The organism is Stenotrophomonas sp. STEN020 (assembly GCF_056760195.1).
On sequence record NZ_JBRREI010000005.1, the window covers coordinates 117,622 to 130,597 of the forward strand.

The window sequence follows — 12,976 nt, forward strand, 5'->3', positions numbered from 1 at the left end:
TTTCGCCCAAGTCCCGGCTTCACGCTGGCATATCGGTGCTGGCTTTCAGCTTGCGACCGGGTTTGTGTGCGGCCGTCTGGCTGCAAGTGGCGCCCAAAGCGGGCGGATCACAGCAGCACGGAAGCTCGGACAGGCCGCCGCGATCCAACTGGATCAGGGCTGTCCAAGGCAAACACCGGGGCGTTGATCAGGGCAGATCCGGCATCAGCAACAACAACGCCAGCCACAGTACCTTGCAGGCCACGTGCAGGACTTGGTCCACGTTGTAGCTGATGCGGTGACCGCACTTGAGATCATCGATCAGCATGTGGCTCAGAGTTTCCAGCACCCCAAGCACGATGCTGCCGGTGATCCAGCCCACCGCGCCACCATGGATGACTCCATGCGCAGCCAGTGCCTGGTACCACGGCACATCGGGCACCGGCGCATGCCGGTTCTTGGCGCGTGACAAAAATTCGCCCTGCAAGGGGTAGTCGGCCACTGCATGGGCGACGATCAACAACAAAAACATCTGGAGCAGCGCGTAGTGGGCCATCTGTTGTTTGAGTTGGGACGTGGATCGGAGTCTGGCACCACTCGGGGCACTGGTGCGATGTGTGCTGCACAAACATCCGGGGAAGTTACACCCGACAACGCGCAAACCCGTCACTCGAACAATGGCCCGCCCGCGGTCGCCACCAGATCGGCCTGCCGGCACGCTCCCCGCGTGCCCACCGCAGCCCCAATCTTCAGCACTCCCGCCCCCTTTGGCTCGTTGCTCCCTGTTCCTTGTGCTTGTTGCCTTGGCGCCTGCCATATGGACCTGGGTCGATATGGCAGGCCCAGTCTAGATCGGTGACGTAAGAGTCCGGTGACGTAAGAACTGCGCCGCTAGAATTGGCGAACACTTCTTCGAGTACCGTCATGAACGCCTATGCACTGCTGGCCTGTGCCATCGCCCTGGAAGTGCTCGCCACCTCACTGCTCAAGGCTTCTGATGGCATGAGCCGACTATGTGGCCAACCGTTGGTGCCTTGGCCGGTTACAGCGTGTGCTTCTGGTTGCTGGCGTTGGTGATGAAAATCATCCCTACCGGTATCGCCTATGCGATCTGGTCCGGTGTCGGCATTGTGCTGATATCCCTGATCGGCTTGTTCGTGTTCAAGCAGAAGCTAGATGCGGCGGCCATCGTCGGTATCGGCCTGATCTGCGCCGGAGTACTGGTGATCAACCTGTTCTCACGCTCGTCGGCGCATTGAGCTGGCGCGGCTCCGGCGGGGATCACTGGTAAGGCCCCTGCCGAGCATGGCTCGGCACTACCGCTTTTGCCCCCTCCCTTTTGCGTAGCAAAGGGGAGGGCTGGGGAGGGGTGACTTGGCTCTTGCCTGCTTCGCGGCTTACGCCGCTCCTACATGTCCGCTGGGAAAGCCCCTGCCGAGCATGGCTCGGCACTACGTGGCATTGATCGGCACTGCCTTAAACTGTGCGTCCCCCGCGTCAGGAAGTTGTCGATGTACGGAACAGACGTTGCGCTGCTGGTTATCGATCTACAACCGGATTTCATGCCCGGCGGTGCCCTGCCCTGCCAGCACGGTGACGCCATCGTGCCCGGCATCGCTGCACTGCTGGATGCGCGTCACTATCAAACCGTGGTTGCCACCCAGGATTGGCATCCGGCCGATCACGCCTCGTTCGCCAGCCAGCACGCTGGGCGCAAGCCGTTCGACTCCATCGAACTGCATGGCCAACCGCAAACACTGTGGCCGGACCACTGCGTGCAAGGCACTGCCGGTGCGACGCTGGATGCACGCGTTGAGTGGAAGCATGCCGACCTGATCCTGCGCAAAGGCAGCCAGCGCGAAGTGGACTCCTATAGCGCGTTCCGCGAGAACATCGGCCCGCAAGCCACCCGAGCGCCAACCGGCCTGGCAGGCTGGCTGCATGAGCGTGGTATCCGTGAAGTCCACGTCTGCGGACTGGCACGTGACTACTGCGTGTTGTGGAGCGCGCAGGACGCCGCCATCAGCGGTTTTGCCGTGCGCTTCCTTTGGGACCTGACCCGTCCGGTATCGGCAGCCAACGATGCCGCCACCCGCATCGCCTTGAACGAATGCGGGATTCATATCGGCTGATTCAGGTCAGCGGAACACCACGGTGCGATGTCCATTGAGCAGGATGCGATGCTCGACATGGCGACGCACCGCACGCGCAAGCACCTGCGATTCCGTATCACTGCCCAGCTGCACCAGGTCACGCGGCGTCATCGCATGATCCACGCGCGCCACGTCCTGCTCGATGATCGGGCCTTCGTCCAGATCCGAGGTTACGTAGTGCGCGGTGGCGCCGATGATCTTGACCCCACGCGCATGCGCCTGGTGGTACGGCTGCGCGCCCTTGAAGCTGGGCAAGAAGCTGTGGTGGATGTTGATCGCACGACCGGACAGCGCCTGGCATAGTCGCGGCGACAGTATCTGCATGTAACGCGCCAGCACCACCAGATCGATGCGCTCGCGCTCGACCAGGTCGACGATCTGCTGTTCCTGCTGCTCGCGGTTATCGGCGTCCACCGGCAGGTGATGGAATGGCACGTTGTAGGAACCAGCCAACCCGGCGAAGTCATTGTGGTTGGAGGCAACCGCAGCGATATCCACCTTCAGCTGACGGCTATGGGTGCGGAACAGCAGGTCATTGAGGCAATGGCCTTGCTTGCTGACCAGCACCAGCAAGCGCGCGCGGCGGCGCGCATCGTGCAGCTCCCATTCCATCGCGAACTCTTCGCCCAAGCCCTGCAGACGCGCACGTACCGCCGGCTCGTCACCGGCCTTGTGCATGTCGAAGTGAACGCGCAGGAAGAAGCGGCCGCTTTCGTCGTCACCAAACTGCTGCGCATCGAGGATGTTGCAGCCGGCTTCGAACAGCAGGCCGGACACGCGATAGACAATGCCGGTGCGGTCCGGGCAGGAAAGGGTCAGGATGAAATCAGGACGCATGGCCAACAACATTTATCAGCGGGGTCGTGGAAAGTAACCGTTCCAGTCGATTCCCGGCAAAAACAGTTGCAGCTGACACGGTTTGCTAGCCGTGCATGTTCAGCCTGCGCGTACGGTCAGCCCCGCCAGCCGCTCCGCCAATGACCGCACCTGAGCTCCAGCGGCTGCGTGCCGCTGGAGCCTGCCACACCAGGTTCAAGCTTGACCGGCGAGCTTGAATAGACCGCGCGCCTCATGCGGCTCGCTGCGCAGATACTGCGGCGCAACCGTCACCTGCGCACCCAGCGCTGCCGCTGCATGCCACGGCCAACGCGGGTCGTACAGAATGCCGCGGGCGATACCAATCGCATCGGCCTTGCCTTCAAGCAGAATTTCCTCGGCATGCGCAGGCTCGGTGATCAGGCCCACCGCGATCACCGGCGTGCCGATCTCCGCCTTGATCGCCGCCGCCTGCGGCAGCTGGTAGCCGGGTCCGACCGGAATCTGCTGGCGTGGGTCCAGCCCGCCACTGGAGACATGCAGGAAATCATTGCCACGTGCCTCCAGCGCCTTGGCCAGCACGATGCTCTGGGCAACATCCCAACCGCCCTCCACCCAATCGGTGGCGGAGATGCGTACGCCCAGTGCAACGCTACTCGGCACCACAGCGCGCACGGCATCGAATACACGCAGCAACAAGCGCATGCGGTTCTCCAACGAACCGCCGTAAGCATCATCGCGCTGGTTGCTATGCGGCGACAGGAACTGATGCAGCAGGTAACCATGCGCGGCATGCAGCTCGATCAGCTCCAGACCGAGCCGCACCGCGCGCTTGGCGGCAGCAACAAAGTCGTCGACCACCGCATCGATGCCAGCGTCATCCAATGCTTCCGGAATGGGATCACCGCCCTTGAACGGCAATGCAGACGGTGCCAGCACCTGCCAGCCGTGCTCCTGTTCCGGCGCGATCGCGCCACCGCCATCCCAAGGGCGCGCAGTGGATGCCTTGCGCCCGGCATGCGCCAGCTGCACGCCGATCGGCATGCTCGACCAGCGCCGTGCCGAGGCCAGCACCTTGCACAAGGCAGCTTCAGTAGCGTCGTCCCAGAGCCCGAGATCGGCCCAGCTGATGCGAGCACGTGGCTCGACCGCAGTGGCTTCGATGATCAACAGGCCGGCGCCGGACTGCGCCAACTGGCCCAGGTGGATCGTATGCCAATCGGTGGCCTGCCCATCCTGCGCCGAGTACTGGCACATCGGCGCGATGACGATGCGGTTGGCAAGAGACAGCGGACCTAGCGACAGCGGTGAGAAAAGCGTGCTCACGTGGGAGACGTCCATCAACAGTGGGGGCGCTCATTGCACGCCGTAGCCGGTCTTGATTCAACCAGCGTGATGGATCACTGCGTCTTGGTACCGTCCAACAGGAAGGCAAGTGCCTGGGCGCAGAGCATTTCCACCTTCAACGACAGCAGGTGATCGGCACGAGTGCGGCCGAGATTGACCGCGGCTATCGGCAAACCGGCCTTGGCAGCAGCATCGACGAAACGGAAACCCGAATACACCATCAGCGACGAACCCAGCACCAGTACCGCGTCGGAACGCTGCAGGTGCTCATGCACGGCAGCGACACGATCGCGCGGCACGTTCTCGCCGAAGAACACTACATCCGGCTTCAACACGCCGCCACATGCGTCGCAGGCAGGCACGCTGAACGCGGAGAAGTCGGCTTCCAGATCGGCGTCACCATCGGGCGCGATGCCCGCTTCCAGCACGTCCCAGCCGGGGTTGGCGCGCAGCAGGCGTTGTTGCAGCAGCTCACGCGGGCTGCGTGCTTCGCAACCCATGCAGCGCACCTGATCCAGACGGCCATGCAGGTCGATCACAGTCTGGCTGCCGGCAGCCTGATGCAGACAGTCCACGTTCTGGGTCAACAGCAGCTCGATGCGACCATCGGCTTCCAACGCCGCCAGCGCATGGTGCGTGCCATTGGGCAGTGCGCGGCCGAAGCGCGGCCAGCCCAGCAGGCTGCGCGCCCAGTAGCGCTTGCGCGTTGCCTCCTCGCCCATGAACGCCTGATAGGTCACCGGCGGCGTGCGCTTCCATTGGCCATCGCTGTCGCGGTAGTCGGGAATACCGGAATCGGTGCTGCAGCCGGCGCCGGTGACTACAAACAGACGCCGGTGACCGGCAATGAACTGCGGCAGCTCGGTAATGACTGCCGGTGATAAGCGCCCAGCCTGTGCCGGTGAAGTGGTCATCGCCGTACGGCTCAGGCCTGCGTCGGCAGCGCCGGCACGGTGGTCGGATGACCTTCGCCATCCAGCGCGATCATCACGAAGGTGCCTTTGGTGCAGAGCTCTCGTGCGCCGTTGTGCAGGTCTTCGGCAATCAGCTCGACTTCCACATGCATCGAGCTGCGGCCAACCTTGACCACCCGGCCGATGGTTTCCACCATTTGCCCGATACGGATCGGCAGCTTGAAATCGACCTGGTCCGAGCGTGCGGTGACCACGGTGCAACGCGAATAACGGGCAGCGGCAAGAAAGGCCGCCTTGTCCATCCACGCCAGTGCCTGGCCGCCGAACAGCGTGCCCATATGGTTGGTGTGGTTGGGGAATACGATTTCCGCCATGCGGACTTCGACCGGCGGATTGGTTTCGACGATGGGGGTCATGGAGGCATCACCTGTAAGTTGGCGCCGATGATACGCCCGCGAAGCTGTGCAGCCGGTGAGTGCTCTGCCCCCTCCCTTCGGCGCAGCCGAGGGGAGGGCTGGGGAGGGGTGCCTTTGCTGTTGCTGTTGCCGGTGGTTTCCGCAAAAAACTGCAATCGGGCGCTACGTGTAGAGCCCGAAGTACCCCTCCCCAACCCTCCCCTTCACCTGCGGTGAAAGGGAGGGAGACAAGCACCCCTCCCCTGCGCTTCGCGCAAGGGAGGGAGTCGATCAGAACGCCATATCAAACGCCACTTCACCCTGCACGCCCACCTGGTAGGCGGAGGCGCGGCGCTCGAAGAAGTTGGTCAGTTCCTGCACGTCCTGCAATTCCATGAACGGCAGCGGGTTACGCACGTTGTACTTCTTGGCCATGCCCAGCTTCAGGAAATGGTTGTCGGCGCAGTGCTGCAGGTACTCGCGCATGTCGCGGGTGGAGATACCTGCGACGCCACCGGACAGCACGTCCTCGGCGAACTGCACTTCGCACTCGATGGCCTCTTCCAGCATCTGGTAGACCTCCTGCTCCATCTTCGCGTCGAACAGATCGGGTTCTTCAGCGCGGATCTTGCGCACGCACTCGAACGCGAACTCCATGTGGCAGCTCTCGTCGCGGAACACCCAGTTGGTGCCCGACGCCAGGCCCGGCAGCAGGCCACGCGAACGGAAGTAATACACGTAGGCAAACGCGGCAAAGAAGAACAGGCCTTCGATGCAGGCAGCGAAGCAGATCTGGTTGAGCAGGAACTGGCGGCGGTCGTCGCGGGTTTCCAGGCGCTTGGTTTCCTGCAGCGCATCGATCCACTTGAAGCAGAACGCCGCCTTCTTCTTGATCGAGTCGATGTTCTCGACCGCGGCGAAGGCCTTGAAGCGCTCTTCCGGATCCGGCAGGTAGTTGTCCAGCAGGGTCAGGTAGAACTGCACGTGCAGCGCTTCTTCATACAGCTGGCGCGACAGGTACATGCGCGCTTCCGGTGCGTTGAGGTGCTGGTACAGGTTCAGCACCAGGTTGTTCGACACGATCGAGTCGCCGGTGGCGAAGAACGCGACCAGGCGATGGATCAGGTGCTGGTCGGCCGGCGACATCTTCTGGTGCAGGTCGGTGATGTCGATCTGGAAATTGATCTCCTCCACCGTCCAGGTGTTCTTGATGGCGTTGCGGTACATCTCGTAGAAGTCCGGGTAACGCATCGGACGCAGGGTCAGCTCGAAGCCGGGATCGAGCAGCATTTGACGGGATTCATTGGACATGGGGGTTTCTCCTTTCCCTTCTCCCTGCGGGAGAAGAGCCTGTCCCCGCGAAGGCGGGGATGCCCCGAAGGGGCGGATGAGGGTTGGTTGTTGAAGGTTTGGGTCTGCTTGCTTTCAGAGCGCCCTCACCCCAACCCCTCTCCCGCGGGCGGGAGAGGGGCTTATGCAGTGCTTACTGGCAGGCTTCGCAGGCTTCCGGGTTTTCCAGTGAGCAGGCCACGGCTTCCACCGGGGTGTAGCTGCTGACCGTGGTCTTGGCGATCTTGGTGGCCGGACGCGAACGCAGGTAATACGTGGTCTTGATGCCCTGCTTCCAGGCGTACATGTACATGGACGACATCGCGCCGATGTTCGGGCTTTCCATGAACAGGTTGAGCGAGGCGGACTGGTCGATATAGGCACCGCGTGCGGCGGCCATGTCGATCAGCGAACGCATCGGCAGTTCCCATGCAGTGCGGTAGATGTGGCGCAGGGTTTCCGGGATCTGCGGCAGGCTCTGGATGGAACCGTCGGCCAGCTTGATCGCATCGCGCACTTCCGGCGTCCACAGGCCCAGTTGCTTCAGCTCGGCCACCAGATGGCGGTTGATCTGCAGGAAGTCGCCCGACAGGGTCTCGCGCTTGAACAGGTTGGACACCTGCGGCTCGACGCACTCATAGCAACCGGCGATCGAGGCGATGGTCGCGGTCGGCGCGATCGCGATGATCAGCGAGTTGCGCAGGCCGTGCTGCTTGATGCGCTCACGCAGTGCATCCCAACGCTCGACGTCGTCCGGCACCACGTTCCACGCATCGAACTGCAGCTCGCCGTGGGCAGCGCGGGTGTCGTTGAACGAGGGGTGCTTGCCGCGTTCCTGGGCCAGTTCGCAGGACACTTCCAGCGCGTGGAAATAGATGGCTTCGGCGATCTTGGTCGACAGCGCGCGTGCTTCGGCAGAGTCGAATGCCATGCGCTTGCGGAAGAACACGTCCTGCAGGCCCATGCAGCCCAGGCCGACCGGGCGCCAGCGTAGGTTGCCGCGGCGTGCGGTTTCGATCGGGTAGAAGTTCAGGTCGATGACGCGGTCAAGCTGGCGCACGGCCAGACGCACGGTCTCGGCCAGCTTCTCGAAATCGAAATCGCCATGCGCGTCGAGGTGGTTGCCGAGGTTGATCGAGCCCAGGTTGCAGACCGCGGTCTCGTCGTTGGAGGTGATCTCCAGGATCTCGGTGCACAGGTTGGACAGATGGATCACGTTGCCGGCGCGCAGGGTCTGGTTGCTGGCCAGGTTGCACTTGTCCTTGAACGTCATCCAACCGTTACCGGTCTCGGCCAGGGTGCGCATCATCCGCGAGTACAGCTTGCGTGCCGACACCGTCTTGCGCGCCTTGCCCTGGGTTTCCGCCTGCACATAGGCCTGCTCGAAGGCCGGGCCGAACAGGTCGGTCAGCTCCGGCACCACGCGCGGATCGAACAGCGACCATTCCTGGTCGGCTTCGACGCGCTGCATGAACAGGTCCGGCACCCAGTTGGCCAGGTTGAGGTTGTGGGTACGGCGCGAGTCGTCACCGGCGTTGTCGCGCAGTTCGAGGAAGTCCTCGATGTCGGCATGCCAGGTTTCCAGATACACGCAGGCCGCGCCCTTGCGCTTGCCGCCCTGGTTGACCGCAGCCACCGAGGAATCCAGCGTCTTCAGCCACGGCACGATGCCATTGGAGTGACCGTTGGTCGACTTGATCAGCGAGCCGCGCGAACGCACGCGGGTATAGCTGACACCGATGCCGCCGCTGAACTTGGACAGCTGGGCGATATCGGCATAGCGGTCGTAAATGGATTCCAGCGAATCCTGCGGCGAGTCCAGCAGGAAGCACGAGGACAGCTGCTCGTGGCTGGTGCCGGCATTGAACAGGGTCGGGCTGGACGGCAGGTAATCCAGGCTGCCCAGGCGCTGGTACAGCGCCAGGGCTTCGGGCACGTCCTCGCTCAGCGCGCTGGCAATGCGCAGGAAGAACTGCTGCGGGGTCTCGATGACCTTGCGCGAATGCGGATGCCGCAGCAGGTAGCGGTCATACATGGTGCGCAGGCCGAAGTAATCGAAGTTCAGGTCGTAGCCCGGATCGATCGCATCGTTGAGCTTGCGTGCGTTCACCTGCACGAAGTTGAGCAGGCGATCGTTGATCAGGCCGACTTCGTGGCCACGGCCAACCGACTGCGAGAACGCATGGATTTCCTGGCCGGAGACTTCCTTGCCGATGAAGTTGGCCAGCAGGCGCGCGGCCAGGCGGCCGTACTCGGGCTCTTCACCGATCAGCAGGGCGGCGGTACGGATCGACAGCTCATCCAGTTCCTGGGTGCTGGCGCCGTTGTACAGGCCGGAGATGGTGCGCGTGGCCACCCGCATCGGGTCCACCGCGTGCAGGCCTTCGCAGCAACGCTGGATGGCGCGGACAATCTTGTTGAGGTCTACCGGCTCGGTGCTGCCATTGCGCTTGGTCACGCTCATGGCGGTGGCGGTCGGCGGCGGGGTCAGTTCAAAACCGGCTTCAGCCGGAGCGACGTCAGTATGAGTGGCAGTCACGACGATGGTGTCCTTGCAAACGTTATGCACGCAGCTCCTGCCCGCGCAGGAAGCAGAGCCGGTACGGAACCGCGAGCATGGAAGGACGGCGTCGCAGCAGCCGCGACAGCGCACGACCAAGAGTCGGCAGCAGCCACAGCACCACGTCACCAGCCGTCTTCCCCTCGAAGACACCGCAGCCGGCACCACGCGGTGTGCATCGCGTGGCTGTCGGCAGGTCTTCGGACTCATGGGCAGGAAGGCGGGGGCCTTCTCCTACTCCGCCGCTTCCCAAGGCGTTTGCCTCAGTGCTGTTGGCGGGGTCGTTCCCAATTACCGCTGCGGGGCAGTGCCGGACTAGCCTTGAAGGCATCACCAGCTTCCCTATTAATCCGACGGAAAAATCCCGCCAGAACCGACGGAGCACAAGATAGTGGGGGTGTATGACAGGGTCAACACCAAATCTAGTATTTCTTTGCCAAGCCTTGCGGCACAAGGCTTGGACTGTCTGCCGCCCCGGCCGGACACTGCAACCTGCTGGAACGGAGTGCGCAGTCAAGCCTTTTGCAGAGTTTTTTTGTAGGGAAACCACCTGTCTTGATTACGTAAATTTCTGATGAAATTTACGGGTATGACTTCCGGCCGGCGCCGCCCTTGCCGCGAACCGCCAAGCTGGCCGCACCCTCCCGCCACGAGCTCCCCGCCATGCGCCTGCCGCCCATCGCCACTTCGTTGGCCCTGCTGCTACCGCTGGCGGCCATGGCCGCACCGGTCAAGGCGCCGGAGCTTTCCGCCGATCAATGCGGCGTGTCCACCGACTACGACGTGCTGGTCGACGGCGGCGGCATCTGGCTGCGCCGCGATACGCTGCCGATGCGCGAGATCGTGTTCCACGACGGCCAGCTGAGCATAGACAACCGCATGCAGACGGTATCGCCCGCCGATGCACAACGCCTGCGCGCACTGGAGAACGGCGTGCGCCAGCTGATGCCGGCGGTCACCGGCATCGCCAACGAGTCGGTTGGCATCAGCTTCGACACACTGGACTCGGTTTACGAAGGCCTGACCGGCAACGCCAACTCGCGCAAGGTCCGCAAGTTGCGCAAGGAGGCCGAACGCTTTGTCGAGCAGACAATCGGCCGCGGCCGCTGGGAGCAGGAATTGTTCAATGAAGGGTTCGAAACCCGGGTGCAGGATGCTGCCGAAAGCCTGAGCGGCTCCATCGCGCGCAGCATGCTATGGGCGGTATTTACCGGTGGCGAGGACAAACTGGATGCGCGCGCAGACAAACTAGATGCCGAACTTGAGCAGCGCCTGGAAGGGCGCGCTGCCGCCCTGGAGCAGCACGCGCGGTCGTTGTGCACGCAGGTACAGGCACTGGACCGCTTGCAGTCGGCATTGGAGTTCCGTCTTGATGGCCAGCCGCTGCAGATGATGCGTGTGAACGGAGATGGCGCGACGATGGCGGCGCGCGAGCACGGCCAGGACAACAGCATCCCGCTGCCAGCGAGGTAAAACCCGCTTTTGGTAGTGCCGCGACCAGCTCGGGACCGACACAAACAGCTAGAGCCCCCACCCACACTCGGGGGGCGCCCCCGCGCCCCCCGCGCGGCCGCCCCCCCCCCCCCACCCCCCCCCCCCCCCCCCCCCCCCCCCCCCACTACAGGGCTTGGCTTTGTAGGAGCGGCGTGCGCCGCGAAGCTGGCAATGGACGAACGACCCCAAAGCTTACCCCTCCCCAACCCTCCCCTTGCCTGCGGCAAAGGGAGGGGGCAGAAGCTCATCCCTTCGGCAACTGCGCCAGCTCCTCGCGCACCAGCTTCACCACCAGCTTGTCCAAGGTATCGACCGAATAGTTTTCAACTTCGTGCACAGTCTCGCTGCCGGGGCCGCTGGAAGGATCACGGGCATCCTTATAGGTAAGGAAGATGAAACGCCCGCCGGTGTACTGCGCGATCTGCCGCTGCGCGATCTCACCGGTGGTGTCCTGGCCGGATGCCGCCACGCTCAATACCTTGATGCCCTTGCCCAGCGCCGCCAGCATGGTCTGCTCGTAACGCGGCTGCGGGTAATCCATGTGCGGCGGCGCATCGGCCAGTGACACCAGCAGGCGAGTGGTCGAGGCACCGCGCCAGTTCATCGCCTGCACCGCATGGTCGAAGGCCTCGTTCATTGCTTCCGGGTAATCGCCGCCACCATTGGCCTGCACGCCATTCAGCACTTTCTGGAAGCCAGCAACGTTGTCGCTCAGGTCCCAGCCACGCACAAAGTATTCGTCGCCGCGGTCGCGGTAGGTCACCAGTCCCAGGCAGATGTCCGGGTTGGACGGCAGCTGGGCGATGTCGCGCACGATGCCCTGCAGCGAGTCGCGCAGCTTGTCGATTTCATCGGCCATCGAACCGGTGGCATCGACCATGAACACCAGGTCGAGCTTGGCGCGCGCCGGCAGCGGCGCATCGGCCACCACCACCTGCACGGCATTCTTCTGCCCGCGCTGCAGGGTCGAGGTCACGGTCTTGCCGGCGCGCCGCACCTGTACCTGGTAGCTGGCTGAATCGCGGTCGTCAAAGGCATTGGGGTGTACCCAGACCTGACCACCAGCATCGGTACGCGCCCACATCCGCGCGCCGTTGCGGGCGGTCACCGCCACTTCCGCGTCCGGCACCGGCCGGCCCTGCGCATCGACCACCTGCAGGCGCTGGCGCACGTTGACATCGCGGCCAAGATTGTTGGCTTCTTCATGGCGCTGCAGGAACTGCTGGAACGCAGTGAAGTCGGCATTGTCATCGACCACGCCGGCAGTGACGGGTACCTGTTGCTGGCGCATGTTGCCAGTGGTGGTGATCGAAGCCATCGGCATTTCCGCTGCCGCATAACTGGCATCGGCAGCGGCCTCGGCACGGACTGCCAACGGCGGTGGGGCCGGCGGTGCTGCTGGTGACGGCGGCGCCATCATCTTGGTGGATGCCCTGTAGCTGTCACCCCTACGCAGACGTGTCTCGCCCGCAGCGATGTCGTGCTGCTGCGGCCTCGGGCTGGGATCAGCAACCTCGCGCAGTACCGGCGTATCGCTGCAGACCGTACCGTTCGGCGCACGGAAGTTGGGCTGGGTCTGGCGGGTGCGCTGTGTGGCCGGCGCCTTGAGGTCGCCGGTGTTGTCCGTCACCGGGAACGGGGTATGGCGGACCGCAGCGGCTACCGGCAGGCCGATCAACAACGTTATTGCCGCAGCCAATGCCATGTTGCGAACTGCCGCCCGGTTTAAACCCTTTGCGCTAGCCATGATTGCTGCTCCCATGCGGGCCGCGTGATGCGGCGTACGGGGATAGGAACGGTTGGGGATGGGGAGTGGGGTTAAGGCGAGGAATGCACCTGTAGTGCCGAGCCATGCTCGGCAGAGGCTTTACCAGCGAAAAGCTGCCCTCACCCCAACCCCTCTCCCGTAAACGGGAGAGGGGCTTCGAGCGTAGTGCCGAGCCATGCTCGGCAGAGGCTCTACCGGTAATGCCACTTGCCGAGCATGGC

At 63.5% G+C, this 12,976-nt stretch carries 10 protein-coding genes, 1 pseudogene and 1 riboswitch; of the genes and pseudogenes, 3 read left to right on the forward strand and 8 right to left on the reverse strand.

What is annotated here, in order from left to right; genetic code table 11:
• Positions 1–187: 187 nt before the first annotated feature.
• On the reverse strand, positions 188–535 hold the full coding sequence (locus tag ACVOLZ_RS03975) for a DUF3307 domain-containing protein (RefSeq protein ID WP_481515135.1): 348 nt from the start codon (positions 533–535) through the stop codon (positions 188–190).
• A gap of 368 nt (positions 536–903) precedes the next feature.
• Here ACVOLZ_RS03975 and ACVOLZ_RS03980 point away from each other — a divergent pair.
• Positions 904–1,238: pseudogene (locus ACVOLZ_RS03980) on the forward strand (SMR family transporter).
• A 252-nt stretch (positions 1,239–1,490) separates the two neighbouring features.
• A complete protein-coding gene (pncA, locus tag ACVOLZ_RS03985) occupies positions 1,491–2,111 on the forward strand; it encodes a bifunctional nicotinamidase/pyrazinamidase (protein ID WP_481515136.1) in 621 nt (206 codons plus the stop codon).
• Between the two features lie 6 nt (positions 2,112–2,117).
• Here pncA and purU read toward each other — a convergent pair whose 3' ends face one another.
• From purU to ACVOLZ_RS04015, 6 genes are all read right to left on the reverse strand, one after another.
• Positions 2,118–2,969 carry a formyltetrahydrofolate deformylase gene (gene purU, locus ACVOLZ_RS03990; protein ID WP_481515137.1) on the reverse strand — a complete coding sequence of 284 codons (852 nt, stop codon included), beginning with the start codon at positions 2,967–2,969 and terminating at the stop codon, positions 2,118–2,120.
• A 195-nt stretch (positions 2,970–3,164) separates the two neighbouring features.
• Positions 3,165–4,274, reverse strand: coding sequence for an NADH:flavin oxidoreductase/NADH oxidase (locus tag ACVOLZ_RS03995; RefSeq protein ID WP_481515138.1), 1,110 nt, complete (start codon positions 4,272–4,274; stop codon positions 3,165–3,167).
• Between the two features lie 74 nt (positions 4,275–4,348).
• Entirely contained in the window at positions 4,349–5,209 is an 861-nt protein-coding gene (locus tag ACVOLZ_RS04000) for an NAD-dependent protein deacetylase (RefSeq protein WP_481515139.1), read from the reverse strand.
• Positions 5,210–5,220: 11 nt separating this feature from the next.
• Positions 5,221–5,625: an acyl-CoA thioesterase gene (locus tag ACVOLZ_RS04005; protein WP_481515140.1), complete on the reverse strand. Its 405-nt coding sequence runs from the start codon at positions 5,623–5,625 to the stop codon at positions 5,221–5,223.
• A gap of 270 nt (positions 5,626–5,895) precedes the next feature.
• Entirely contained in the window at positions 5,896–6,915 is a 1,020-nt protein-coding gene (locus ACVOLZ_RS04010; protein WP_481515141.1) for a ribonucleotide-diphosphate reductase subunit beta, read from the reverse strand.
• A gap of 172 nt (positions 6,916–7,087) precedes the next feature.
• Positions 7,088–9,397 carry a ribonucleoside-diphosphate reductase subunit alpha gene (locus tag ACVOLZ_RS04015; RefSeq protein ID WP_481515147.1) on the reverse strand — a complete coding sequence of 770 codons (2,310 nt, stop codon included), beginning with the start codon at positions 9,395–9,397 and terminating at the stop codon, positions 7,088–7,090.
• 271 nt (positions 9,398–9,668) lie between these two features.
• Positions 9,669–9,886, reverse strand: a riboswitch (cobalamin riboswitch).
• Between the two features lie 270 nt (positions 9,887–10,156).
• On the opposite strand from ACVOLZ_RS04015, the gene ACVOLZ_RS04020 reads away from it, so the two are divergent.
• Entirely contained in the window at positions 10,157–10,966 is an 810-nt protein-coding gene (locus tag ACVOLZ_RS04020) for a DUF2884 family protein (RefSeq protein ID WP_481515142.1), read from the forward strand.
• Positions 10,967–11,231: 265 nt separating this feature from the next.
• On the opposite strand, the gene ACVOLZ_RS04025 is transcribed toward ACVOLZ_RS04020, so the two are convergent.
• The gene (locus ACVOLZ_RS04025; protein WP_481515143.1) at positions 11,232–12,734 is read right to left on the reverse strand and encodes a VWA domain-containing protein; all 1,503 of its coding nucleotides are present in this window, start codon (positions 12,732–12,734) and stop codon (positions 11,232–11,234) included.
• Between the last annotated feature and the right edge of the window lie 242 nt (positions 12,735–12,976).